The organism is Mycobacterium sp. ACS4054 (assembly GCF_001667275.1).
GTDB lineage: Bacteria > Actinomycetota > Actinomycetes > Mycobacteriales > Mycobacteriaceae > Mycobacterium.
On the sequence record NZ_LZHV01000018.1, the window covers coordinates 1 to 25,239 of the forward strand.

The window sequence follows — 25,239 nt, forward strand, 5'->3', positions numbered from 1 at the left end:
CAACGCCGCCACAGCGCACTCGCCGGCCTACCACCCATCAGCCGACTGTGACCAACCTGTTGGCCGAGTACAGCTAGCGCACCGAGGCGAGCGCGAAGCCGTCCCAGCGCTTGGCCCCGACGGTTTGGATGACGGCCGTGTCCAGCCGCGGGTGCTCGCCCATCAGCTCCAGGGTCTGGCGCACGGCCGCCGCCTGGGCGTTGCCGTCCGGCTCCAGGATCCGCCCCTCCCGAACAACGTTGTCCGCCACGATGAGTGCGCCGGGGCGGGCCAGGCGGACCGCCCACTCGAGGTACGCGACGTAGTTCTCTTTGTCGGCGTCGATGAACACCAAGTCGAATGGGGCCCCGTCGAGAACCGGCAAGGTGTCCAGCGCCGCGCCGACGATCACCTCCACCCGGTCGGCCACGCCCGCCCGTTCCAGGTTGGCCCGCGCCACCTCGGCATGCCTGGGCTCGTATTCCAGCGTCACCACGCGGCCCTGCGGGCCCGCACCGCGGGCCAGCCAGATGGTGCTGTAGGCGCCCAGCGTGCCGATTTCGAGGATGCGCCGCGCCTGAATCGCACCGGCCAGCAGGCTCAGAAACTTGCCCTGCTGGGCCGACACCGCGATCTGCGGCAGCCCGGCCGCGTCGCTGGCCTCCAACGCGGTGCTCAGGGCCGGGTCGTCGCCGACCAGGGTGGCGTTCAGAAACTCGTCGACGTCTTGGGGGGTTGGTTCCCGGGTCATGCCACCAACGCTAGTCGCGGCGGTGTCGGAACGGCCACGACTGGTTGCATATACCCATGGGGGGTATATAGTGGGCGCTGTGGTCGATCACAGCCGCAAGAGTCCACGACAAAGAAATGGGTGAATGACATGGCAAATTACGAAGCAGGCACCGAACTGACCTGTGGCCACGAGGGTTGCGGGTGTCGCGTCCGGATCGAGGTGCCCTGCCACTGCTCCGGTTCGGGTGAGCCGTACCGCTGCACCTGCGGCGACGCGCTGACCCCGGTCAAGTAGTCCGCACGCTTTAGGCCCGCATCGAGTGTGCGTCCACCGGCGGCGACGCGCCGGGAACCCCACCTTCCCAGCGCACACCAAAACCGTGAACGCACACTCGATGCGGCCGGCGGCGGCAGCCCGCGGGATCAGCGCCCGAAGGAGCGGCCGGCGAGTTCGACCGTCGCGGTCAGCAGCGGCGTGACCGCCGACGTGCCGACCGCCACCCGGTATTCGCCCGGGCCGATACGCCAGCTTCCCCCGCGGCCGTCGTAGCGGGCGAGCAACCGCGGGTCGGCCTCGATCCGCACGCGGCGGGTGGCGCCCGGATCGAGCTCGACCCGCTCGAATCCCAGCAATCGCAGGCACCGCCCATCGGGGGTGCCGGTCACATACAGCTGCGGGACGTCGGCCCCGGCGCGGTCGCCGACGTTGGTGACGCCGAAGCTGGCGGTCACCGTTTGCCCGCCGCCCACTTCCAGGTCGCGGTATTCAAAAGCGCTGTAGGACAACCCATGTCCGAAGGCGAACATCGGGGTTTGGCCGGTGGCGGCGAACCACCGGTAGCCGACATCGGATCCCTCGGCGTAGGAGATCGTGGTCGGCGTCCCCCATGGTGCGCCCAGGCCCGGCAGCTCCGGTCGCGGCGTCTGGGCCAGATCGACCGGAAAGGTGATGGGCAGCCGGCCCGACGGATTGACCCGGCCGGCAAGGACTTCCGCGATGGCTTGGCCGCCGGCCTGTCCCGGGTACCACGCCTGCACAATGGCCCGCACCGAATCCCGCCACGGCATCGCCACCGGATTGCCGGTTTCCAGCACCACAATGGTGTCGGGGTTGGCGCCCGCTACCGCGGTGATCAGATCGTCCTGGCCCCACGGCAGCGACAGGTCGGCGATGTCGAAGCCTTCGCCTTCGGCGCGGATCGCGAACACGATGACGACGTCGGCGCGCCGCGCGGCCAGCACCGCCTCCGCGGGGGTCACCCCGGGGTCGAATTCGATTTGCGCGTACGGGAATTGCTTCCGCAGTTCGTCCAGCGGGCTCGACGGCAGCAGGTGCAGCTTGCGTATCCCGGCCTCCATCCCCGAGCCGCCGATCGGTATCACGGCGGCGTAGCCGCCGGCCGGGACGACCGCGCTCGAGCCGAAGCCGGCCGGCACCCCGACGTGCGCGTATCCGCCGATGACGGCGATCCGGGCGGTCGACTCCGGCGCCAGCGGCAGCATCCCGCGGTTGGTCAGCAGCACGATCCCCTGCCGGGCGGCTTGCAACGCAATGTCGTTGTGCGCGGCCATGTCCGGCGCGGGCGCGGCGTCGGCCCGGTCGATGCCGACGGCGAACATCGACCGCAGGATCCGCCGGACCATGTCCGAGAGGCGGTCGCCGGTCAGCCTGCCGTCGGCATGGGCGGCCCGCAGGGGCTCGCCGAAGGTCTCCGACTGCCACAGCAGCGCGTCGATCTGCGCCCCGCATTCCTGGTCGAGGCCGGCCAGCGCGCACTCCCAGGACGGCGTGGCGCCCCAGTCGGACATCACCCAGCCGCGGTATCCCCAGGCGCCCTTGAGCACCCGGTTGATCAGGACGTCGTTGGCGGCGGCGTAGGCGCCGTTGACCTTGTTGTAGGCCGTCATCACGGCGCCCGGCTGGGCGCGCTCGATGGCCATTTCGAAGGCCAGCAGGTCGGATTCGCGGTGCGCGTCGGGATCGATCACCGCGTCCAGCCAATGCCGGTTGGTCTCGTTGCAGTTCAGCGAGAAGTGCTTGACCGTCGAGATGACGCCTTGCCGCTGGATGCCGTCGATGGACTCGGCGGCGATCGTCGCGGTCAAAAGCGGGTCCTCGGAAAGGTATTCGAAGTTGCGGCCGTTGCGCGGGTCGCGCGCGAGGTTCATGGCGCCGGCGAGCTGCACGTTGAACCCGCGGCTGCGGGCTTCCCGGCCGATCACCTCCCCCGCGGCGCGCGCGAGCGACGGGTCGAAGCCGGCGGCCAGGGCGAGGCTCGCGGGCAGCGCGGTGGCGGTGTCACCCGGGCGGTAGCCGGGGTTGGTCACGCCCAGGCCGGCGTCGCTCATCAGCAGCGCCGGGATGCCGAGCCGGGGAACGCCCGGGACGTAGGCCGCGCTCATCGGCACGTTCGGCGGGATGCGTTCGTCGCGCACCGGCCACATCTCGCCGGCACCCATCACGCCCACCAGCAGCGAGAAGCGTTCGTCGTCGGTCAGCGCCGCTTCGACCTCGCGCGCCCGGGCGTCCGCGTCGCCGAAAGACGTCACCGCACACCCTCTTTCGCGTACACCACCCGCAGCACGTGCCCGAGCTCGGGACCCATCACCAGCTCCGCCAGCTCACAGAACGTCGCGACGAACTGCGGGCCGTGCGGCGGCCCGGCCTGGCACAGGTGGTGCGCGACCTCGTGGAGCACCACCAGTTCGCGCAGCGCCCAGTCGGCGGTGTCCCGGTCGGGGACGGCGATAACGCCTGCGCCGTCGCGGGATTCGTAGTGCGCCGCGGTGGCGGCCCGGCGCGGGCGCACCCGCAGCGGGGCGACGGAGGGCCAACGCCGGCGCACCGCCGGCAACGCAAGCACCTCGTCAACATAGCGCTGCGCCGCCGAAACCGAGCCGAATCGACCCTCCGGCGGCAGGGTGAGCTGCGCGCCGAAGAAGTCCACGGCGGGTGAGCCGTGCTCGGCGGCACGGTCGAACAGCGTCCGGACGAACTCCTCGGCCGCGTAAACCTTGGCTCGCTGCGAGTCCCGCTTGGCGGATCGCCCCGGGCTCACCGGCCCAGCGGGGTACGAGCGCCCGGCAGTTCCGGGCTGTTGCCCAGCCGCGCCCGCCGGCCGGCCCGGTCCCCCGCGCGCCGCGCCGCCGACGAATAGCCGGCCGTCGCCCGGCTCACCTGATAGGTGCCGCGCGCCTTCGACGCGCTGCGGTAGTAGTCGTGCAGCTCGAGGTCCTTGTCCCGCAGCGCAATAGCCGTGCCCGGGGGGCGGCGGCGGTCCTTGGTCGCCTCGCGGCGGGCCTCCTCGCGGGCCTCGGCCAGCCGTTGCCCCACGCGCGCCCCGAAGGCCAGCTGAAAGTTGAGCCGCGCGGTGATGGTCGGCGTCGGCCGGTGGGCGCCCGACGCGAGGTAGGCGTCCGACGCCCGCACCATCTGGACCACCAGGCTGGCGTACAGCGCGTGGGTGGCGTCGATGTCCTCGGCGAACCCGTAGGCGTAGACGAACGTCGAATTCGAGGCCACGTCACAGCGCACGTCGTTGGCCATGGCGATCAACACGAATAGCTGCACATACGTCCGCAGCCCCTTGGTGCCCGCGTTGCCGATCGTGATGGTCCGCTGGGTGGGGGCCTGCGCCGCCGAGCGGTTGGCCGAGTGCGACCGCGCCACCGCCAGGTCGATCGAGGCCGCCGTCGCCAACCGTTGCGCGGCGCTCATGAACGCGTCCGCCTCGTGCGGGTTGTCGGTGCCTTCGGCCTGACGCAACAGCGCCGCGATGCGGGCCAGCATCTTGTCGTCGCTCATATGCGCCAACCTACGGGAGCGATCCGACACCCGGCCTCAGAGCCGCGCGGTGATCCACGAGACCACGTCGCCCAGCACCTGGTCGCGCTCCGGCTCGTTGAACACCTCGTGGTAAAGCCCGGGGTAGACCTTCAACTCGACGTCGGTGGAACCCACGCACTCGACCAGGCGCCGGCTGCCCGCGACCGGGATCAGCCGGTCCTCGGAGCCGTGCACCACCAGCAGCGGCGCGGTCAGCGCCGCCGCGCGTTGCGGCATGGTCTCGCCGACCTGCAGGAGGGCGCGGCCGATGCCGGCCGGGACCTTCCCGTGGTAGACGAGGGGGTCGCTCTTGTAGGCCGCCACCACCGCGGGGTCCCGGGAGATGGCATCGACGTCCAGCTCCTGCACCGGCAGGCCCGGCACGAGGGCGCCGAGCACCCGGGCGGCCAGCACCATCAGCGGTGACACCTGCTCCTGGGCCGCCACCGCGGGGCCGGACAGGACCATCAGGTCGTAGTTGTCGGGGCGTTCGACGCCGTACGCGAACACGATGCCACCGCCCATGCTGTGCCCCAGCACGATGCACTTCAGGCCGGGATGCTCCCGGGTGGCGATCCGGACCAGGCTGTCGAAGTCGGCGGTGTACTCGGAGATGTCGCGCACCAGGACCCGCTTGCCGCCGGAGCGGCCGTGCCCGCGATGGTCCAGCGCGTAGGTGGCCAGGCCCGCCGCACCGAAACATTGCGCGACGTGGTCGTACCGGCGGGCGTACTCGCCCAGACCGTGCGACAGCACCACCACCGCCCGTGGCGGGGTGTCCGGGGTCCAGACGTCGTAAACGATGCGCACGCCACCGAATCCGTCGAAGCTCCGTTCGGATCGGTTCACTGCGCGGTCCTAGTCATTACGGGCAGCGTAATGGCTCCCGGCGCAGGTCGCCCCGCCGGACACTGTCGTAGGCTCTGTCGTTGTGGGGCTACTCGCACAAAACGCCGCAAACTCCGATCTTGGCGAGGTCGGCGGGGACTTCTCGGCGCATGCCGAGCCGTACCGTCGCGAGTTGCTCGCCCATTGCTACCGGATGACCGGCTCGCTGCACGACGCGGAGGATCTGGTTCAGGAAACGTTGCTGCGGGCGTGGAAGGCCTACGACCGCTTCGAGGGCAAGTCGTCGATGCGGACGTGGCTGCACCGCATCGCCACCAACACCTGCCTGAGCGCGCTGGAGGGCCGCCAGCGCCGGCCGTTGCCGACCGGCCTGGGCGCCCCCAGTTCCGACCCGACCGCCGAGCTGGCGGAGCTCCGCGAGGTGCCCTGGCTCGAGCCCATCCCGGACCTGACGAATGACCCGGCCGACCCGTCGGTCATCGTCGGGTCGCGCGAGTCGATCCGGCTGGCGTTTGTGGCTGCGCTGCAACACCTTTCACCTCGGCAGCGGGCGGTGCTGCTGCTGCGCGACGTGCTGCAGTGGAAGGCCGCCGAGGTGGCCGAAGCGATCGGCACCACCACGACCGCGGTCAACAGCCTGCTGCAGCGGGCCCGCTCGCAGCTGGACGCCGTCGGGCCCAGCTCCAGCGAACGCCTGACGCCGCCGGATTCGCCGGAGGTGCAGGACCTGCTGGACCGTTACATCGCCGCCTTCGAGAGCTACGACATCGACCGCCTGGTGGAGCTGTTCACCGCCGAGGCGATCTGGGAAATGCCGCCGTACACCGGCTGGTACCGGGGGGCGCGCGACATCGTCACCCTCATACATCAGCACTGCCCCGCCGAGTCCGCCGGCGACATGCGCCTGGTGCCGGTGCTCGCCAACGGCCAGCCGGGCGCGGCCATGTACATGCGTGCCGGCGATCGGCACGTGCCCTTCCAGTTGCACGTGCTCGATGTGCGCGACGACGGGGTGTCGCACGTGGTGGCGTTCCTCGACGAGCGGTTGTTCGCGAAGTTCGGGCTGCCGGAGGCGCTATGACCGAGCCGCTCGACGTCAGGCCGGTGCCCGGAAAGGCGCTGCTGCTGTTGGGCGCCTTCGACATCGGCAGCGTCGGCTACCGCGCCGAGGAGTTCTTCGTATCCGGCACGGCCTCGTCCTACGCCCCCCCAGCGTCGTTGGGTCCCGACAGCCGATGGGACGTAAAGCCCTCGGGCACCGCCGATTACACCACGCGCATCGTGGCGCTGACACCCACGGATCCGGCCCGGTTCAACGGCACCGTGCTGGTCGAATGGCTCAACGTCAGCGGCGGCATCGACGCACCGGCCGTGTGGATGATGGCGCACCGCGAGATCGTCCGCTCCGGCTACGCCTACGTCGCCGTCTCGGCGCAGAAGGTGGGCGTCGACGGCGGCGCGAGCCTGCTCGGGATGGACATGTCGCTCAAGACCCAGGACCCGGCGCGCTACGCGAGCCTGAAGCATCCGGGCGACGCCTTCGCCTTCGACATCTTCTCGCAGACCGCCGGCCTGACCCGGGACGGGGCCGTGCTGGGCGGCCTGCGCCCGCAACGGGTCGTCGGCATCGGCGAGTCGCAATCGGCGATGTTCCTCACCACCTACGTCAACGCCGTCGACCCGCTCGCCCGGGTCTACGACGGCTTCCTCGTGCATTCGCGGTTCGGGCCGGCCGCCCCACTGGACGGCGGCTCGTTGATCGAGGGCATGGAGGCGTCCAGCGGTTGGCAGCAGGCGGTGAAGTTTCGGCCGGACCTGCGCGTCCCGCTGATCACCATCATCACCGAGACCGACCTCGTCGGCCATGTGCCGCTGGGTTATTACCTGGCCCGGCAACCCGATAACGCGCGGTTACGGGTCTGGGAGATACCCGGCGCCGCTCATGCCGACAACTACACCATCCAGGTGGCGCCGATCGACTCCGGGGCGGCGCCGATCGCCGACATCGTCGCCGCCTACGCGCCCACCAACATGCTGATGGGCCAACAGCTTTCGCACAACATCAACTTCGCCCCCCAACACCACTATGTGGTGCAGGCGTCGATCGCCGCGCTCGAGGGCTGGGTCCGCACGGGCGAGCCGGCGCCGGCGGCGTCGCCGATCGACGTGCGCGAGACCGAACCCGTGCAGTTGCTGCTGGACGCCAACGGCCTTGCCCGGGGCGGCATCCGGACGCCCTGGGTCGACGTGCCGATCGCCCGGACGTCGGGCGTCACCGCGGACGAGAACATCATGGCCGCGATCTTCGGGTCCGGCGAAACCTTCGACACCGCCACGCTGGACCGCCTGTATCCCGGCGGCGCCGCCGAGTATCTGGAGCGCTTCACCGCCGCGCTCGACGCGTCGATCAAATCGGGCTTCATCCTGCCGGCCGACCGGGCCGAGATCCTGGAACTCGCCGCCGCGACCTATCCCGACGGCCGGCCCTAGAACAGGCGGCTGTCCGGCGGCGGTCCCGGCACCGGGCGGATGAGACCCCTGCCCGGGATCAGCGGCAGGTCCAGCGCGCAGAGCAGCCCCGGCGGTGCCGCGCACACCGCCGGGATCGCGTTGACCATTCGCGACGCGCCCGCGATGCGCGCGCCCAGGTCGTGGTCGTGGTCCTGCGCCATCTCGAATTCGCACCGCACGCTTGGCGATCCCTCGATCTCCACCCGATAGAGGCCGCGGCCGGAGGCCGGCCCGTAGCCCAGGTCCTTGGGCGGGATCGCGATGTTCGGCTGCGGCCAGTCGGGCGCGATGTCGTCGCGCATGCGGGTGACGTGGTCGAGGACGAAAGTCGGCTTGCCGCCGACGTATCCGGTCAGCGTGGAGCGCATGGCCGCGACCGTCCCGGCGGCGATGTGACCGGTCGGAGTGTCGAACGACTCCGCGGCGGGCAGCCGCTCGTTGGTTTCCTCGATGTCGTCGATCACCACGCCGAGGCCGGCGGCCAGCTGATGCAGCACGGGTCCCCACCCGAACGTGAACATTCCCGGCTGGGCGGCGAACGCCTGGTATTCCGGCGGCTTGCCGAACCCGAGGATCTCGTAGACCGCGGCCCGGTCCGGGTAGGTGGCGTAGTTGAACATCTCGGTCACCCGCACCGAGTCGATGACCCGCGATACCCCGGTAAGCGCCAGCGGCAGAACGTCATTGGCGAATCCGGAGTCGATGCCCGTGGTGAAGAATGACGCACCGCCGTCGAGCGCGGCCCGTCGCAGCGGGTCGGTGAGCGTCGCGCCCGCCGGGCCCAGGCCGTCGGGAAACACCAGCGGCACCACCGAGCACGACACCACGTTTTTGCCGGCCCGCAGGACGGCGGCCATGTCCTCGACGGCCTCCAGCGGCCGCAGGTTGGCCCCGGCGGCGTACACCACCGCGTCGGCGTCCCCTGCGAGCAGCGCCGCCGGGGCCTGGGTGGCCGCCACCCCGACCGGTGCGATGCCGCACAGCTCACCCGCGTCGCGCCCCGCCTTGGCGTCGCTGTGCACCACCAGGTCCACCAGCTGCAATTCCGGGTGGTCGATGACGCCGCGCAGGGCGATCACCCCCATCGAACCCGGCCCCCACACTCCCACCTTGATCACGACAAACTATCTCCTAATATTAGGACGGATATGATTACAATTTGGACGGATCGTAGGGAGCTGGACATTAGTACGTCAACCGGCAAATCGCCGCCCACTAGCCGCGTGATGGATGTACTTGCCGCGCTTGCGGATTCCCGCGCGGGGCTGACCTCGGCCGAGCTGGCGAAGGACTGCGCGATCAGCACTTCCACGTGCGCCCTGGTGCTCGCCGAGCTCGAGGGGCGCGCCTGGGTGTCCCGCCGCGAAGATCGCCGCTACGTGTTGGGCAGCGGGCTGTTCGGGCTGGTGCACGGGCTGCGGGTGCAGTTCCCGCTGCTGGACCGGGGGCGCGATGCGCTGCAATTCCTGCACGAGACGCTCGGCGCGGGGTGCTCGATGTCGAAGATCGGCGGCCGGCACCTGATCACCGTCGACGCGGTCGGCCACGGAACCGACGGCGGGCGCGCCGTCGGTCAGCGCTTCCCCATCGACCCGCCGTTCGGATTGGTCGCGATGGCCTGGCGCGACGACGATTTAGTCCGGGCCTGGCTGCACGGGGTGATGCCGCGGCTGACCCGGGCGGAAATCGCGGAGCACCAGCGGGTGCTCGCCGACATCCGCGAGCGCGGGTACGGTGCGTGGCGGTTCGACGACACGCACCAGTCGCTGCACAACCGGCTGGCGGAGGTGCTGGCCTCCCTGGAGCCGACGGCGCGCGTCACCCGCCAGCTCACCACCCTGATGACGATGGTAACGCTGCAGTCGGTCACCGCTGAGCTCGAAACCGGTTTGGCTGCAGCCGAATTCGTGGTGCTGCCCATCTTCGGGCCGGACGGCCAGCCCGAGTACCAGATCGAGATCCACCTCGCGCGCCCGGACGCGCTGGCCCTGCCGGAGCTCGACGCCGCGCTTCGGCACGCGCAGGGGCTGCTCGCCGCGACGGTGGCCTGACCCCCGATTAGGCTGAACACATGTCTGCCCACGCGGAAGTCCGGCGTGCGGCGACGCGGGCCGTCACCAGGACTCCGTGGCTGACGTCGCGGCACTCGTTCTCGTTCGGCGACCATTACGATCCGGACAACACCCACCACGGGCTGCTGCTGGTGAACAACGACGACATCGTGGCGCCCGGAACCGGATTCGACACCCACCCGCACCGCGACATGGAAATCGTGACGTGGGTGCTGCGCGGTCAACTGGCGCATCAGGACTCCATCGGCAATCGCGGCGTGATCTATCCGGGCCTGGCCCAGCGCATGTCGGCGGGCAGCGGGATCCTGCACTCCGAGAAGAACGACTCGTCCACGGAGCCAGTGCATTTCGTTCAGATGTGGGTGGTGCCCGATGAGACCGGAATCAGCCCGGGCTACCAACAGCACCAGATCGACGCCCAGGAGCTGGACGGCACGCTTGTGCCGATCGCCTCGGGGATCGCCGGCCGCGACGGGGCGATCGCCCTGCACAACCGCAAGGCCGCGCTGCACGCCGCGCGGTTGGGAGCCGGCGACGCGGTCGGCCTGCCGGACGCGCCCTTCTTGCACCTATTCGTCACCCGGGGCGAAGTCGAGTGCGAGGGAGCCGGCGCGCTGCGCGAGGGCGACGCCGTCCGCTTCACCGACGGCGGCGGAGCGCGGGTCACGGCGAACGAGTCGTCGGAGCTGTTGGTCTGGGAGATGCACGCGAAACTGAGCGGCGCAAGCCCATAGAGTGTGCGTGACAGACAGGAGCCGGCATGTCTCAATCGCGGCCGCAGCACGCGGCGCCCAACCCGAACCGGAACATCAAGGCGGTCCGGACCGTGCGGTTCTGGGCGGCGCCCCTGGTCATCACGCTGGCCCTGATGTCGGCGTTGTGCGCGCTCTATCTCGGCGGCATCTTGAACCCGATGACCAACCTGCGGCACTTCCCCATCGCCGTGGTCAACGAGGATGCGGGGCCGGCGGGTGCGGAACTGACCGGTCGATTGGTCAACGGCCTGGACAAGAACAAGTTCGACGTCCGCGTGCTCACCCGCGACGCCGCCAAGCATCAGCTCGACACGGGCCATGTGTACGGCTCGGTGCTGATACCGCCGAGCTTCTCGTCGAAGCTGCGCGATCTGGGCGCCAGCGCGGTGCAACCCGGCCCCGCCGAACGGCCCGTGATCACCATTTCGACCAACCCGCGCGCCGGCACGCTCGGCTCCAGCATCGCCGCCCAGACGCTGAACATGGCGATGGGCCAGGCGAATGGTGAAGTGGGCGAACGGCTTCTGGCACAGGTCAAGGCGCAGACCGGCGGCGCCCCGCTCGCCGGGGCCGCGGAGGAGGGGCTTTCCACGCCGATCGAGATCGAGTCGACGGTGTACAGCCCGCTGCCCAACGGCACCGGCAACGGGCTGTCGGCCTTCTACTACGCGCTGCTGCTCCTGCTCGCGGGGTTCACCGGCAGCATCGTGGTCAGCACCCTCGTCGACGCGTTGCTTGGCTACGTACCGGCCGAATTCGGGCCGGTGTATCGCTTCGCCGAGCAGGTGCGAATCTCGCGCTTCCAGACGCTGCTGCTCAAGTGGGCCATCATGGTCCTGCTGGGGCTGCTCACGTCCGCGGTCTACCTGGCGATCGCGCACGGGCTCGGCATGCCGATCGACCTCGGCTGGCAGCTCTGGGCGTTCGGTGCCTTCGCGATCGCCGCGGTGGGGATCACGTCCAGTTCGTTGCTCTCGGTGCTGGGCACGGGCGGGCTGCTGGTCAGCATGCTGATCTTCGTGATCCTCGGGTTGCCGTCGGCCGGGGCCACCGTGCCGCTGGAGGCGACCCCGCCCTTCTTCCGCTGGCTGGCCGAGTTCGAGCCCATGCACCAGGTCTTCCTGGGCACCCGGTCGCTGCTGTACTTCAAGGGGCACGCGGATACCGGGATATCGCAGGCGCTGCTGATGACGACGCTCGGCCTGGTCATCGGGCTGCTGCTGGGCGGCATCATCACCCACCTGTACGACCGCAAGGGTTTCCACCGCATCCCCGGGGCGGTCGAGATGGCGATCGCCATGGAACACCAGGCGCAGCACAAGGCGCGCCAGGGCGGCAAGCACGGACAGGCCGACCTGACCGAGCCCGAAAGCGCAAGCGACGAAACGTAATTCGAACGCCGCCCGACCGTCATGGGCCCGTTATCAAGTTTGACGGTGTGACGGATGTGACAGATGATGTTTAGGTTGCATCCCGCTCAGGACGGAAAGGGCGATCGTGCTGACCCGACGCGCCAGCTTGCGCCGGCTGGTGGCCGGCTGCACCGCGGTGCTCGCATGCGTCGCCCTGGCCAGCACCGCGGGCCAGCCGGTCGCGCACGCCGCCGACGGCCGCGACCTGCTGGCCAACGCCATCAACACCACCAAGGGCTCTTACCTGGTCTACAACTTCGGGCCCGGCCACCCCGCACCCATGCTCAACGCCGGCGGCAGCTGGTACGAGATGAACAACGGCGGCCACCTGATGATCATCAAGAACGCTGCGGGACGGCTCTCGCCGCACCTGCTGGTCGACACCCACCAAGGCGATCAGGCGCGCTGCGAGAACAACCCCGGGGCCCGCACCGGTGAGGGACTCTGGCAGGCGTCGGAACTCTATGCGCCCCTTCAGGCGTGGCAGCGGATGGGCCAACCGACGATCGCGATCAACGCCAACTTCTTCGACGTGCGGGGGCAGAAGGCCGGCTCATGGCGCCAGACCGGCTGCAGCTCACCGCTGGGCGCCTTCGTGGACAACACCCACGGCCAGGGCCGCGCCAACCAGGCCGTCACGGGCACCGTCGCCTATCCCGGAAAGCAGGGCCTCTCGGGCGGCGGCGAAAGCTGGAGCGTCCTGACGACGATGATCCTGCCCTCCGGCGGCGCGCCGTATGTGGTGTGGCCGAAGACCAAGAGCGACTACGACTCCGCCACTCCGGTGGTCGAGGATCTGCTGAACAAGAACGAGCGGTTCGTCGCGGTGTCCGGCATCGGGCTGCTGGCACCCGGCAACACCGGGCAGCTGCGCGACGGCGGACCCAGCGCCGCGCGAACGGCTTTGGCGTACTCGAGGCAGAAAGACGAGATGTACGTCTTCGAGGGCGGCAGCTACACGCCGGACAACATGCAGGACCTGTTCCGCGGCCTGGGCAGCGACAACGCGATCCTGCTCGACGGCGGGGGGTCGTCGGCCATCGTGCTGCGCCGCGACACCGGCGGCATGTGGGCCGGCGCGGGCTCGCCGCGGGGATCGTGCGACACCCGGCAGGTGCTCTGCGATTCGCACGAACGGGCGCTGCCCAGCTGGCTGGCCTTCAACTAGCCGGCCCGAAGCGGAAGATCAGCAGGCTGGCCGCCACCACCGCCGCGGTCACCGCGAACACCGGCGCGACGACGAACCGTGACATCGTCGCCCCCAGGAAGGCGCCGGCGCACATCGTCAACACGACGCCGATGCGCAACGCCTGACGGTCGCCGGAGCCGCCGGCGAGCCGGCTGTCCAGGCCGAGGCTGACGATCGTCGACGTCAGCACCGTGGTGGACAGTTCCTGGATGCCGAACTGGCGGGCGCTCGAATGCTGCAGGCCGAACGTGACCGCGAGGATGCCGATCATGATCAGCTTGGTGTTGCTGTGGTAGTGCAGCGCTCCCGTGCCGCCCAGGATCGCCAGGGTCACCAAAAGGGTTATCTCCGTTGCCAATACGGTGGTGATCCAGTCCCGTGTCCGGTCCGCGAAATGCCGTGAGATGCGGCCGCTGACGATCGTGGTGCACACGAAGGTCGGCAGGGCCACCACGACCGCGGTCATGTCGATACTGGTCCGCGGCGCAAGCCAAAAGCCCAGGAAGATCACGTTTCCGGTCATGTTGGCGACGAACACATGGCCGAGCACCAGGATGCTGATCGAGTCCGCCAGCCCGGTCGCGAAGGTCAGCAACAACAGCGCAGCGACCGTCGATCGCTCCGACACCGGGGACGTAACGGCCATGGGTCGCAGCAGACCGCGCTAGACGTGCGGCGTCAAATCCAGCGACGTGATCGTCGTCATCCTGGTCACCAGCCAGCGGTTCTGCGCGCGCTTCAGGAACAGCCGGTAGGACAGGTACTTCAGCGACGGCACGTTCTTGGTCAACGGGCTGGTGGACGTGGTGTTGGTGTACACGATGACGACGGCGTTGGCGTCGTCGATCGATTCGACCGCCGCTCCGGTGACCTCGGTGTGGTTGGTGATCTTGGCCTGCTTGTTGGGGGCCACGATGGCGTCGACGAACTTGCGGTACTGGGCCTCGAAGTCGCCGCTGAGGTAGCCCGAGGCCCGGTCCGCGAGGGTGTCCATGTTCTCGGGCGTGTAGGTCCACAGCGTGGTGATGGCGCTGGCCGCGGTGCGCGCCACTTTGAGTTTCGTTGCGGCGGCGGCACGATCGCTCAGGTACGGCTGTACCGTCGCGCCGGCGAACGCGGCCGAACCGACGAACACCGCGGCGGCCACCACGACCGTGATGGCCAGCCGCTTGCCGGCCAGCCATTTGCGCCTCTTGCGGCCCGCGGGTTTCGCCTCGGCGTCGCCGGCCTCGGATTCCTCGGCGGCGGAAGCGGTTTCGTCGCCGGCCGGCGAGTCCGCGCGCTCCTCGGCCGCCACCTCCTCGGAGGCGTCGGTGCCCGCGTCGGCGGTCAGATCACCTGTTGCAGGTTGCTGATCTTCCACTGATTTCCTTCCTGCGTGGCGGTCGCCGTCCACCGATTGGCGTTCTCCCAAACCTGTTTGCCGTCAGGGGATTTGCTGCTGACCGCGGTGGCCACGATGACGGTCGCGCTGCCGTCGTCGTTCCAGCGCTCCACCCCGGCGTCCAGGACGGTGCCGGTGGCCGGTTCGGCCCGGGCCACCTGCAGCAAGATTTCGTTCGCCTTGTCGCGGTACTCCTTGGCGAAGTCGCCGGTCGCCTGGCCCAGCACCCGCGTCACGTAGTCGTTGGCGTGGAATGGATCGATGGAGGTGAACTGCGTCATGAAGCCGGTCACGTAGCTGAGCACCTCGCGATTCTTCGACTCGGCGCGCTCGCGGGATTCATGGTTGATCAGCATCAGCGTGCACACCGTGATGGCCGCCGCCATCAGGATCGCCGCGACCGCGCTGGCCAGCGGCAGGCCCCACGGACGCCCCGGCGGCACCCCGCTCGGGACCAGCAGCGGTCCCTCACCGGGCTGAAACTTGCGGCGTGGGCTCACTTTCCGCCCCCCGGCTTGGGCTTGGTCAGCACCGTGAGGTCATCGACCAACCAGCGGTCCCCGTCCTTGACGAACGTCACCCGCACGGTGGCGGAGATGTAGCGCTGGTCGGGCCCCGCCCCGCGTTGGCCCTGCATGAACATCAGCATCGTCGCGCGGTCCGGCGCCGCGGACTGGATCCCGCTGTCGGTCACTCGATACTCGTTGATGACCGGGTTGCCCTTCTGCACCATGTCCTGCTGGGCGGCCAGCTGGGGCCGGTATTTGGCGGTCGTCAACCCCAGGGCGCGCGTGAAATCGTCGTGCAGGGACTTGGGGTCGTAGGTCAGCATCTGCGCGACGATCTTCGGGCCCTGCGTGCCGAGCTCCGCCCGCGTATGGTCGGTCTCCCGGTCCGGTCCGAACACCACCGCATAGCTGATCGCCGCGCCGGCGAGGCACACGGCGGTCGCGCCCAGCACCACGGCCACCGCCGACCGCCGCACGGGGAACCCCGGGTCTGCCGGCTCGTGACGCCGCACTTCGGTGCCGACCAGCATGTCGGCGAAGGTGCGTCGGTCCGAATCCCACAGCGGCCAAAACCATCCCACCACTGACAGGGTGTCGAGCAGGTGCGCCAGGTCGCGCAACAGCAGTCCCCATGGCCCGATGGGTTTGCCGTCGCGGCGCCCCACCGCGATGCCGAAGAGCGCCCTGCCCACGCTGAAGCCGGTGACGGTCGGCAGCAACGACCGGTTCGCCAACATCAACAGGATCGCCACGCCGCCGACCGAAATGCACACCCACGACCAGATCGATTGGTGGCGCACGTTGACCGACACCAGCGCCATGGTCGCCACGACCGCAACGCCCGGCAGCACGTCGACGGTCAGGGCGCCGGCGCGAAGATGCCAGGACCCCAAGGCATTCCGTGGGGACTCCTGGGCGGCCGCGGCCGGTGGCTTCTCGACCACCACCGTCACTTCGTCACCTGGTCGAGCTTGGCAATCTTGTATTGCCCTTCGGCCATCGCCATTTTCACCCGCAGGCGGTAGCCGGTTTCGTTCTGCGTCTGGTCGTTGGCGACCTTGACCCGAACGGCGACAAGCACGTCGACCGAACCGTCAGGGTTGTTGCGCTCGACCGCCGCCCGCATGTCGGACACCTGGACGTGGACGTTGGCCGCCTGATAGGCCTGAACGAGCATGCTGGTGTAGAGCAGGGCCTGCGAGCGGAAAGCGTCTGTGCCGCAGTCGATGATCTTCTGCTCGCTCGCCGCCATCGCGTTGGTGTCGGGCGCCTGGGTCGCGGAAACGCAGTCGACGGCCGCCTTGAGCGCCGCGGCGTTATTGCGGGCGATCGCCTGGCTTTCGTGGTGGTAGCGCAGCGCCAAGTACCCGCCGGCGCCGACAGCGGCGGCGCAGAGCACGAGCACCGCGGCGATGCCGGCCAGCCAGCCGCGACCCATTCGCGACGGACGGCGCTCGACGCCCTCGTCCGGCACGGCCTGCGCGTCCGACGGCTCCTCGGCGGCGGCCTCGGGGCCGCTTTCCTCGGCGGCGGCGGCGGGCTCCGACGGCTCCGCCGTGGCCTCTTCGGCCGCACTGGCTTCCTCGGCCGGCGCGGTCTCCTCGGCCGAGGGCTCCTCGGCCGTCGCGGCCGGCTCGATCGAGGGTTCGGCGGACTCCTCGGCCGTCACTTCCGGGTTGGCCGATTCGGCGGTGGGCTCCGGGTCCTGGTTCTTCGGACGCCGTCCGCGCAGACGACGAAACTTCGGCATCGGTGGGGGGTTCAGCCGGCTGGCGCCAGCATCTCCTTCCATCCGTCGTCTCCTGTTCTGGCCGAGTTTTCGACGGAGTACTTAACTCCGTCTGGCCCTACCAGTTCACCGCTTTGGGGACTGTAGACCGCCGCGGGCGGCCCGCCGGGAGTATAGACACACGGGTTGGGCTGCTGGCCGTTGCACTGCACGGTACCCGACCCCGGCCGCGACAAGGGGTCGCTGGTCGGCGGTGGGGTCCCCGCCACCCGGTCGGAGGGGGCCGGGTTCAGGCCGGTGTCGATCGACGGCGCCGGTATCACCTGGCCCGGTTTCACCGGCTGGTCGCAGCGCGCCGCCGGCGCGGGGCAGGTCACGATCTGGTTGGGGTCGCCATACCAGGGGTTGGTGCCCGCCGGCACGTACGGCCTGGGGTCACGGCACTCCCGCGGCGTGGCCGCCCGCTTGCCCTCGACGTCGGTACACGGGATGTTGCGCGAGCCGCGCACGCTGTTGGCCGGGGTTTCCATCGGGATCTTGCAATAGGTGCCCGACGGCAGCGGCTGAATGCTGGTGTCGGCCGGGGACCGCCACTCGGACGCCGGGATGAACCCGGTGAGGCAGGGCGGCGGCTGGTTGATCGACAACGCCAGGTCCAGGGCCGCCATGTTCGGGAACGGCGCGGCCACCGTCTGGGCGATCGACGCGCCCTGCGGCAGGAACACCAGCACCTGCTCGACGCCGGTGTGGTACCGCTTGAGCAGGTCGAAGACCACCTCGAGGTTCGCCAGCGTCTGCGGCAGCGAGTCCCGCACGTCGTTGAACACGTCATTGACCTGGTCGGCCGTCGGCGCCGCCTGGCGCAGGATGCTCTTGACGTGCTGGTCTTCCTGCGCGGACTGCGCGCCCAGCCTGTTCAGGTTGCGGGCCCAACGTTCGATGGCGTCACCGGACTTGACCTGGCTGTCCAGCACCGGGCCCGAGTTCTGGATGATGTCGTTGACGTCGTTGATGTTGGTCTTGAAGTCCCCGACGATCGCCTGTGTCGAGTCGACCAACCGCTGCAGCGCGGGGCCCAGCCCGCCCACGGATTGCGCCGTCTCGTCGAGCAATTGAGCGATCTTGTCCTTGGGCAGCACGGCCAGCCCGCGGTTGGCCGTGTCCAACGCCGGCCCGATCTCGGCGGGCACCGTGCCCTTCGTGATCGTCTGGCCCTCCGACAGGAACTTGCCCGGATTACCGGTCGACTCCAGGTCCAGGTACTGCTCACCGACCGCCGACACCGAATGCACGTTGGCCGTCGCGTCGATGGGGATCTTGTAGCGGCTGTCGATGCTCATCGTCGCTTGGGCGCCGCGCTCCGTCGGCTCGACGTCGGTGACCTTGCCGATGGTGATGCCTCGATAGGTCACGTTCGCCGTCGGGTACAGGCCGCCCGACGCGGGCAGGTCGGCCTTCAGCGTGTATCGACCGATTCCCACCAGGCTCGGAATCTGCAGGTAATAGATGCCGAGCACCGACAGCGCAATCACCGTGATGATCCCAAACGCGATCAGCTGGCGCCGGACAAAGGGAGTCAGCAATTCCTGTCCCCCCTTTCCACCAGTGGCCCACCGGGCGCGTCGTTCGGGTTCGGCGTGTAGCGCACGTCCGGGATCATCGTCTCGGGGTCACGCCCGAACGACTGCTCGAGCGCGCGCAGCGCCCCCGACAATCCGGTGCCGGTGAGGAACGCGTTGTCCACGGAGCTGTACGTCACGTCGAGCGTCAGCGAGATGTTGATGTAGTCACCGCGGAAGATCTTCGGCACCGTGTCGATGTCGAACGGCTGCGTCAGGATCAGCTTCAGCGCGCCGATCAGGTACGGCGAGGCGCGGCCCAACTCCTTCAACGGGCATTGCAGCGCCTGCAGGTCGGTGTGCAGCGGCCCGCGCGCCTCCGACAGGTACTGGTCGGCGGCCTGGCTGAGCCGTCCCACCGCGTCGACGGCGTTGATCAGCAGGTTCTTGGTGTCGGCGAAATGCTTGACCAGCGGCGGGATGTCGGTGAGCACCCGGTCCAGGACGTCGGCCCGCGCACCCACGTAGGTGAGCAGCCGGTTGGTCGAGTCGATCGCGTGCGTGATGTCATCGCGCTGCTGGTTCAGCTGGTTGGTAAAGGTGTCCAGCTTGCCGAGGAACGACCGGATCTGATCGCCCCGCCCGTTGAAGATGTTGTAGACCTCGTTCTGCAGCACCTCCAGGTTGGGGATGCCGCCGCCGCGCAGGATCAGCGACAGGCTGGCCAGCGTCTGCTCGGTGGTCGGATAGGACGACGAGTTCTTCAGCGGGATCGTGTCGCCGCTCTTGAGCAGCTCCTGCGACGGGTTCGGTGGCGCGGCGAGCTCGATGTGCTGGGAACCCAGCAGCGAGGTCTGGCCGATCCTGGCGATGGCATTCTTCGGCAGCTTGGTGTTCTTGTCGACACCCAGCGTCAGGGTGGCGACCCAGTTCTTCAACTCGATCTTCTTGATCGCCCCGACGAAGACGTCGGCGACCATCACCTTGCTGTTGCCGTTGATCGCCAGGGTGTCGGGCACCTGGACGTAGATCGTCATGGCGCCCGAGCCGCTGCCCGGCCCGCCCGGGATCGCAACGTTGGAGATGCCTCGCCAGCCGCACGAACTCAACACCAGCGCGGCCACCAACAGCACCAGCGCCTGCCAGGCCCCGCGGCGGAACAGCCTCATAGCGCGTACCGCGCTCGTCCCGCGCCTCACTGGCCACCCCCGATGTCAGCGGGCACCGCGGGCCCACCGGCGTTCGGCGCGGGCGCCGCGACCGGCGCCGGCGTCGGGGCGACCGGGCCCGGGGCCACGTTCGGCCCGGGCGGCGGCGGCTGGATCGGAACCGGCGCGTTCAAACCGATGGGCGGCACGATCGGGTTCTCGTCGTAGGCGTTCGGCGGTCCCGGCGGCGTCTGCAGGTTCGATTGCACGGGCGCGATGTTGGGGCCTCCCATGAGCTCGGCCAGCGAGTCCGGGGTCATCAGACCCGCGGTGATCGGCCCGACCTGCTGCCCCTGCATACCGGGCGCGACGATCCAGCCGGGCTGGGTGTTGCGGTGCGACGTCGGTGTGTCCGGAACCCAGATGCCGGGCACGGTGGTGTCCTTGTATCCGTTCGGCGGATGCAACCGATCTTCCGAATACGCCACTTCCTTGGGCAGGGTCTCGGCCGTGCTGAACAGGTTCGCCCCGAACGGCAGGTAGTTGAACTTGATGGCGTCGAGGATCGGCGCCAGATACTGCGCGCACAGTTCCGCCGACTCTTGGTAACCGAGCCGGCTGCCCGCCTGGATCGAGCTGCAGATGAACTGCATCGGGTTGGCGAAGTTGGTGATCGCCGGGATGGCGACCACGGAACCGTGCGACGGGTGATAGATCTGGTTGATGTTCGCCGCGGCCGTGGGCAACACGTGCAGCGCGGTCTCCAACCCGTTCAGCGGGTCCGGCTGCAGGATCGTGTTCGTCACGGTCGCCAGGTTGTTGATGTCGTAGGTCAGGACCTCGCGGTTCTTGTCCAGGAACGGACGGACCGTGGACAGCAACCCGTCGAACTGCTCGATCGCGTTCGACAGGTCACTGTCGTTGTGCGCCAGCCGGGTGGTGAAGTCCGCCAGGTTCTGATTCAGCGCGACGAACTGCTGGTCGTCCTTGTGCAACGCGTTGACGAACAGCGCCAGGCTCTTGACCACCGCGAAGAAGTCGCCGCGGCCCTCGTTCAGCGCGTTCAGCGCCTGCGAGAGGTTGCTCAGCGTCGTGTTGATCTCTTTGCCCTTGCCGGCCAACCCGTTGGCGTAGGACTCGATGACCTCACCGAACGGGCCCGTCGGCTGCTCCGGCGTCGGCCCCAGCTTGGAGATGATGTTGGTGATGCTGTTGCGCAGCTGGTCCCACTCCACCGGGACCTGGGTGCGCTCCTCGGGGATCACCGCGTTGTCCGACAGCACCGGCCCGCCCTTGTACGGCGGCTCCAACTGGATCGCCCGCGACGCCACCAGCGTCGGGTTCAGGATCACCGCGTTGGCATTCGCGGGCACCCGGTACTTGTTCTGGTAGTGGAAGGTGACCTTCATCTTGTCGCCGGCCGGCTCGATCTTGTCGATCGCGCCCACCCGCAACCCCATGATCTGGACCTTGTCGCCCGGGTACAGGGCGTTGGCCGCCGGGAAGTAGGCCACCACGGTGTTGTTGGTCATCTTCTCGTAGAGCTTCCAGCCCACGAACCCGACGACGAGGGCGAGCACGATCACCAGCGAGCCGATGATCACCGTCGCGCGGGTCAGCCTCGGCAGCCGGATGTTGCGGATGTCAAAGGCGGTGCTCAATTCTGGCTACCTCCCCCCGCAGCGCCGCTGCCTCCGGTTCCGCCCGGGTTGATGAACGGCGCGGGCAATTGGTTACCAGGTCCGGGTGGCGCGGCCGGTCCCGGCGGGAAACCAGGCGCGAACGTCGACGGTGGCGGCGTCGGTCCGGCGGGCGCCAGGTTCTCGGTGCGCGCGCCCGGCGGGGCCTGCGCGGGCAGCGGCACGGGCGTCCCCGGAACGTCCGGCGGCGGGTCGCCCGGGCGCCCGGCGATCGGGATGCCCGGCGTCGGCGGCAGGCCGTTGGGGTTCGGCGGGGAGGTCATCACGTCGACCGGCGCGGGGAAGCCCGGGCCGCCGAACGGTCCGATGGCACCACCGGCGCACGGCAGCGGGTTCCACGGCCGCGGCAGCCCCTCGTCGCCGACGGTGACGTTGCCGCCCGGGTTCGCCGGCGTGTACGAGCACGGCGATCCGGGTGGGACGGCCGGGCCGGGGTGCTCCGGCGTGCCCTCCAGCACCGGGGGTGCGGGCGGCGGCGCGCCGTTGGGCAGACGGGTGCCGTTGGGGTCGGGCCACCGGAACTCGGGCAGGCCGGCACTGCGCCAGAAGTTCTCCGGGTCGATGCCGCGCTTCTTGAAGGCGGCGTCCACCCACGGCTGGATGATCTGGTAGAGCGCGAGGTTGTGCAGGACCACCTTGAAGAACGGTCCCGACGCGATCGCCTCGTTCAGCGACGGCAAGAACTTGCCGACCTCGGTGAGGCCCGCGGCGACGTCGTCCTTGCGCTCCTTGAGGATGTCGCTGACGGTGCGCAGCTGCTCGAGGACGTGATTCAGGTTGGGGTTGTCGTTGATGAAGCCCTTGACCTGTTCGGAGAAGGCGGCGACGTTCGACAGCAGCGCGTTGATGGCCTGGCCGCGTTCGTTGAAGGCGACCAGCAGCGTCTTGGTGTTGACCAGCAGGCGGTCGATCTGGTCGCTGCGGTCACCGAGGATGCTGGCCACCTGATTGGCCTGGGCGAGCAGATGCTTGACCTGCTCGTCGCGCTTGCCGATCGTGTCGGAGAACTTGGCCACGCCGTCCAGCGCCGCGCTCAGGTGCGGGTAGGTCTGGTCGATGGTCTGCGACAGCACGTGCAGCGATTCTTTGACCGTGTCGATGTTCCAGCCCTGGGCGGCCTTGGTGACGTCGAAGAACGCGTCGTAGATCTGATAGGGCGTGGTGCTCTGGCCAATCGGCAACGAGTCTCCGGGCCGCAGTTGCTTGGTGCCCCGGTTCTCGACCTCGAGGATCTTCTTGCCCAGGATCGTGTCGGTCTTGATCGCCAGGCGGCTCTCCGTGCCGATGGTCGCGGTGCCGAGGTTGAACTTGACCAGGATGTGGTCGTTCTCGATGTTGATGGCCTCGACCTTGCCGACGTCCACGCCGGCGATGCGCACCTTGTCGCCGACGCCGACGCCCCCGGTGTCGCTGAACTGGCCGTAGTAGTGCGGCTTGGCCATCAGCATGGGCACGCTGGTGAAGCTTTGACCGACGCCGATGACGAGCAGCGTCACGATGATGCCCATCAACCCGATGCGAACCCGGTTGGGTGGCTCCAGTGTTCTCATTGCGGCGTGCACCTACCCGTCGGCTGCTGGAATAGCCGGACCGTGCGGACCGGGCCACCGGCCTGCAAACCGTTGATCTTGAGCGTGATGTCGCAGGCGTAGAAGTTCACGAAGTCGCCGTAGGAACCGATGGCGCGCCCGATCATGTTCAAGGCGGTGGGCACCTTCTTGAGGTAGTCGTTCAGCTGGTCGCGCTGGTCGATGAGCGGCTGTTGGATGGCGTCCAGATAGTTGAGCGTGCTGTGCAGCAGGCCGCGGTCCTCGGCGAGCAGGTCGGCGACCGTCCCGGCGGCGTTGCTGATGTGCGCTGTCCCGCCCGCCAACTGGTCCCCGTGGTCCTTCAGCCCGGTGATCAGCACCTCGAGGTTGTTGACCGTCTGATCGAACTGCTGGCGGTGGCGAACCGTGGTGTCCAGCACGATGTTCAGGTTCTTGATGACCTCGCCGATCGCCTGGTCGCGCTCACCGAGCTGGTTGGTCAGCTGCGCGGTCTGGTCGAGGATGTCGTTGATGGTGCCGCCCTGGCCCTGGAACACCGTGATCAGGGCCGTCGCGATGGTGTTCACCTTCTGCGGGTCCAGCGCCCGGAACAGCGGTTTGAACCCGCCGATCAGGGCATCCAGGTCCAGCGCCGGCGAGGTGCGCGACATCGGGATGAAGCCGCCCGGCGGCAACACCTTCTGGGCGCCCTCACCCTCGCCGCGCTTGAGCTCCAGGTACCGGTTGCCGATCAGGTCGAGGTAGCGGATCTGCGCGGTCGTCGACTGATACAGCGGAACCGAGCGGTCGACGTTGAACTTCACCCGCGCCCGCTTGCCGCCGTCGGCCAGCTCGACCGTGTCGACCTTGCCGATCTCCACGCCGGAGGCGCGGACGAACTGGCCCGCCCGCAGGCCGCTGGCGTTGGCGAACTCGGCCGAGTACGACTGCGTGCTGTCGAAACGCATCTGACCGAAGACGACGACGATCATCACAGTGAAGATCAGCAGCACCAACGAGAAGATGCTGAGCTTGACGATGGTTCCGGAGATTTTCATGGGTTGATCGTGTTATCCCCTACTTGGCGGCCCCAGACGTACTCGATCGCATATGGCGATCCGGTGTCGACGTGGTTGTACGGCGCGATGCTGTTGCCGCTGTCTATCACCAATTCCGGTGCGGGCCAGAGGTCGTGGGTGATCTGCTGCCAGCAGCCCGGGGCACCTCCCGGCCCGCCGCGCGCGTTCACCCGCGGCAGGTTCTCCGGATAGGTGTACGGGTTGGGCGCGCCGCCGACCACCCCGGCGAGCCCGCCGAACAGGCTGGCGAGGGCCGCCACCGCCGACACCGGGTTGGCCAGCAACCCCAACCCGGACAGCGCCTCGGTGTGGGCGACCAGCGAGTAACCGTTGCCGCCCAGGAACGAGGACGCCTTCGGCTCGATGTCGTGGTAGTTGCGCACCGTGCAGAAGAGCTCCGGGCTGTAGGTATCCAGCAGCTGCGCCGTGGGCACCAGGTCTTGCGCCCCGCGCGCCAGGTACGGGCCGCCCCGGTTGAAGATGTCGGCGCCGGTGTTGCCGAACCCGGCCGCCGACAACAGCGCCTGGTCCAAATCCTTCTGCTGCGCGTTGATGGTGCGCGAGGTGACCACCGCGTTGTTCAGGAAATCGATCAGGTCGGGTGCGGCGTTGGCGTAGGTGTCGCCCAGCCCGGCGAGCTGCTGAATGTCGTGGCGCGCCTGCGGCATCTGCGGATTGACGTCATCGAGGATCGCGTTGGCGTTGACCACCGACTGTCCGAACCTGTCGCCCAGCCCGGTCAGTGCCTGGGCCGCCGCGCTCAGCGTCAGGTTCAGCTTGACCGGATCCACCTTCTCCGCGATCGAGGTGACGGTCTGGAACAGCGTGTTGATCTCAGTGGTCACCGACCGCGCGTCGATCACGGTGTGCGAGTTGAGCTTCTGCGGCGACGGGTTCTTCGGCGTCGTCAACGACACGTACTTGCCGCCGAACACCGTGGTCGCCTTGATGTCGGCGTTCACGTTCGACGGGATCAGATTGAGATACCGGGGATACACGTCCAGGGTGAATTTGGCGGCGGGCTTGCCGTCGCGCACCGTCTCGGAGATGTCGGCCACCCGGCCGATCTCCACGCCGTTGTAGGTGACCTTCGAGCCCGGGTCCATCACCAGGCCCGCCCGCGACGCCAGCATCGTCAGCTTGGTCTTGGGAGTGAAGTTGCCGCGGAACTGCCCGTAGACCAGGACCAGAGCCACGAGGGCGATGATCAGCGATGCGACGCCCGCCAGTTTGTAGGGCGGGTTCCTGGGCTTGTTGACCTTCACTGGGGATGACAT

The 25,239-nt window shown here is 68.8% G+C and carries 24 protein-coding genes; 7 read left to right on the forward strand and 17 right to left on the reverse strand.

Features of this window, described 5'->3' with window-relative positions; genetic code table 11:
- Positions 1 to 73: 73 nt before the first annotated feature.
- A complete protein-coding gene (locus A5730_RS04085) occupies positions 74 to 730 on the reverse strand; it encodes an O-methyltransferase (protein WP_067896011.1) in 657 nt (218 codons plus the stop codon).
- A gap of 129 nt (positions 731 to 859) precedes the next feature.
- On the opposite strand from A5730_RS04085, the gene mymT reads away from it, so the two are divergent.
- The gene (mymT, locus tag A5730_RS24155) at positions 860 to 1,006 is read left to right on the forward strand and encodes a metallothionein MymT (protein WP_055401173.1); all 147 of its coding nucleotides are present in this window, start codon (positions 860 to 862) and stop codon (positions 1,004 to 1,006) included.
- A gap of 128 nt (positions 1,007 to 1,134) precedes the next feature.
- Here the strand turns inward: mymT and A5730_RS04090 are convergent, their stop codons facing one another.
- From A5730_RS04090 to A5730_RS04105, 4 genes are read right to left on the reverse strand one after another with little or no spacing between them, the layout of a single operon-like run.
- Positions 1,135 to 3,261: a glycoside hydrolase family 3 protein gene (locus tag A5730_RS04090; RefSeq protein WP_197506143.1), complete on the reverse strand. Its 2,127-nt coding sequence runs from the start codon at positions 3,259 to 3,261 to the stop codon at positions 1,135 to 1,137.
- Positions 3,258 to 3,770, reverse strand: coding sequence for a TIGR04338 family metallohydrolase (locus A5730_RS04095; RefSeq protein ID WP_067896014.1), 513 nt, complete (start codon positions 3,768 to 3,770; stop codon positions 3,258 to 3,260). Before A5730_RS04095 ends, A5730_RS04090 begins: the two co-directional genes overlap by 4 nt.
- Positions 3,767 to 4,516 carry a DUF2786 domain-containing protein gene (locus tag A5730_RS04100; protein ID WP_067896017.1) on the reverse strand — a complete coding sequence of 250 codons (750 nt, stop codon included), beginning with the start codon at positions 4,514 to 4,516 and terminating at the stop codon, positions 3,767 to 3,769. The genes A5730_RS04095 and A5730_RS04100 overlap by 4 nt, the downstream gene beginning before the upstream one ends.
- 36 nt (positions 4,517 to 4,552) lie before the next feature.
- On the reverse strand, positions 4,553 to 5,386 hold the full coding sequence (locus A5730_RS04105; protein WP_067896020.1) for an alpha/beta hydrolase: 834 nt from the start codon (positions 5,384 to 5,386) through the stop codon (positions 4,553 to 4,555).
- 82 nt (positions 5,387 to 5,468) lie between these two features.
- Here A5730_RS04105 and A5730_RS04110 point away from each other — a divergent pair, with 82 nt between their 5' ends.
- Positions 5,469 to 6,467, forward strand: coding sequence for a sigma-70 family RNA polymerase sigma factor (locus A5730_RS04110; RefSeq protein ID WP_067896022.1), 999 nt, complete (start codon positions 5,469 to 5,471; stop codon positions 6,465 to 6,467).
- Positions 6,464 to 7,876, forward strand: coding sequence for an alpha/beta hydrolase domain-containing protein (locus A5730_RS04115; protein WP_067896025.1), 1,413 nt, complete (start codon positions 6,464 to 6,466; stop codon positions 7,874 to 7,876). Before A5730_RS04110 ends, A5730_RS04115 begins: the two co-directional genes overlap by 4 nt.
- Here A5730_RS04115 and A5730_RS04120 read toward each other — a convergent pair.
- Positions 7,873 to 9,015, reverse strand: coding sequence for a dihydrodipicolinate reductase (locus A5730_RS04120; protein ID WP_082946707.1), 1,143 nt, complete (start codon positions 9,013 to 9,015; stop codon positions 7,873 to 7,875). The two genes, A5730_RS04115 and A5730_RS04120, sit on opposite strands and share 4 nt — an antisense overlap.
- A gap of 108 nt (positions 9,016 to 9,123) precedes the next feature.
- Here A5730_RS04120 and A5730_RS04125 point away from each other — a divergent pair, with 108 nt between their 5' ends.
- The 4 genes from A5730_RS04125 (at position 9,124) to A5730_RS04140 (ending at position 13,304) form a co-directional block, all read left to right on the forward strand.
- Positions 9,124 to 9,948, forward strand: a complete 825-nt coding sequence (locus tag A5730_RS04125; protein ID WP_156745683.1) for a MarR family transcriptional regulator — start codon at positions 9,124 to 9,126, stop codon at positions 9,946 to 9,948.
- A gap of 20 nt (positions 9,949 to 9,968) precedes the next feature.
- Positions 9,969 to 10,703: a pirin-like bicupin family protein gene (locus A5730_RS04130; RefSeq protein WP_067896032.1), complete on the forward strand. Its 735-nt coding sequence runs from the start codon at positions 9,969 to 9,971 to the stop codon at positions 10,701 to 10,703.
- A 26-nt stretch (positions 10,704 to 10,729) separates the two neighbouring features.
- The gene (locus A5730_RS04135) at positions 10,730 to 12,115 is read left to right on the forward strand and encodes a YhgE/Pip domain-containing protein (RefSeq protein WP_067896034.1); all 1,386 of its coding nucleotides are present in this window, start codon (positions 10,730 to 10,732) and stop codon (positions 12,113 to 12,115) included.
- 79 nt (positions 12,116 to 12,194) lie between these two features.
- A complete protein-coding gene (locus A5730_RS04140) occupies positions 12,195 to 13,304 on the forward strand; it encodes a phosphodiester glycosidase family protein (RefSeq protein ID WP_156745680.1) in 1,110 nt (369 codons plus the stop codon).
- Here the strand turns inward: A5730_RS04140 and A5730_RS04145 are convergent.
- Genes A5730_RS04145 through A5730_RS04195 form a run of 11 tightly spaced genes read right to left on the reverse strand, consistent with a single transcriptional unit; the run spans position 13,297 to position 25,239 of the window.
- A complete protein-coding gene (locus tag A5730_RS04145; RefSeq protein WP_067896042.1) occupies positions 13,297 to 13,971 on the reverse strand; it encodes a YoaK family protein in 675 nt (224 codons plus the stop codon). The two genes, A5730_RS04140 and A5730_RS04145, sit on opposite strands and share 8 nt — an antisense overlap.
- An 18-nt stretch (positions 13,972 to 13,989) precedes the next feature.
- Positions 13,990 to 14,688: a mammalian cell entry protein gene (locus tag A5730_RS04150; protein WP_067896045.1), complete on the reverse strand. Its 699-nt coding sequence runs from the start codon at positions 14,686 to 14,688 to the stop codon at positions 13,990 to 13,992.
- Positions 14,655 to 15,209 carry a mammalian cell entry protein gene (locus tag A5730_RS04155; RefSeq protein WP_067896050.1) on the reverse strand — a complete coding sequence of 185 codons (555 nt, stop codon included), beginning with the start codon at positions 15,207 to 15,209 and terminating at the stop codon, positions 14,655 to 14,657. The genes A5730_RS04150 and A5730_RS04155 overlap by 34 nt, the downstream gene beginning before the upstream one ends.
- Positions 15,206 to 16,171, reverse strand: a complete 966-nt coding sequence (locus A5730_RS04160) for an RDD family protein (RefSeq protein ID WP_067896053.1) — start codon at positions 16,169 to 16,171, stop codon at positions 15,206 to 15,208. The genes A5730_RS04155 and A5730_RS04160 overlap by 4 nt, the downstream gene beginning before the upstream one ends.
- Positions 16,168 to 17,010: an Mce protein gene (locus A5730_RS24895; protein WP_197506147.1), complete on the reverse strand. Its 843-nt coding sequence runs from the start codon at positions 17,008 to 17,010 to the stop codon at positions 16,168 to 16,170. Before A5730_RS24895 ends, A5730_RS04160 begins: the two co-directional genes overlap by 4 nt.
- A complete protein-coding gene (locus tag A5730_RS04170) occupies positions 16,980 to 18,530 on the reverse strand; it encodes a virulence factor Mce family protein (RefSeq protein WP_067896056.1) in 1,551 nt (516 codons plus the stop codon). Before A5730_RS04170 ends, A5730_RS24895 begins: the two co-directional genes overlap by 31 nt.
- Positions 18,524 to 19,675 (reverse strand): virulence factor Mce family protein, encoded by a 1,152-nt coding sequence (locus tag A5730_RS04175; protein WP_067896059.1) that lies wholly within the window; start codon positions 19,673 to 19,675, stop codon positions 18,524 to 18,526. Before A5730_RS04175 ends, A5730_RS04170 begins: the two co-directional genes overlap by 7 nt.
- 26 nt (positions 19,676 to 19,701) lie before the next feature.
- The gene (locus A5730_RS04180; RefSeq protein WP_067896061.1) at positions 19,702 to 21,315 is read right to left on the reverse strand and encodes a virulence factor Mce family protein; all 1,614 of its coding nucleotides are present in this window, start codon (positions 21,313 to 21,315) and stop codon (positions 19,702 to 19,704) included.
- Positions 21,312 to 22,904: a virulence factor Mce family protein gene (locus tag A5730_RS04185; RefSeq protein ID WP_067896064.1), complete on the reverse strand. Its 1,593-nt coding sequence runs from the start codon at positions 22,902 to 22,904 to the stop codon at positions 21,312 to 21,314. Before A5730_RS04185 ends, A5730_RS04180 begins: the two co-directional genes overlap by 4 nt.
- The gene (locus A5730_RS04190) at positions 22,901 to 23,941 is read right to left on the reverse strand and encodes a virulence factor Mce family protein (RefSeq protein WP_055405490.1); all 1,041 of its coding nucleotides are present in this window, start codon (positions 23,939 to 23,941) and stop codon (positions 22,901 to 22,903) included. Before A5730_RS04190 ends, A5730_RS04185 begins: the two co-directional genes overlap by 4 nt.
- Positions 23,938 to 25,239, reverse strand: coding sequence for an MCE family protein (locus A5730_RS04195; RefSeq protein WP_067896066.1), 1,302 nt, complete (start codon positions 25,237 to 25,239; stop codon positions 23,938 to 23,940). The genes A5730_RS04190 and A5730_RS04195 overlap by 4 nt, the downstream gene beginning before the upstream one ends.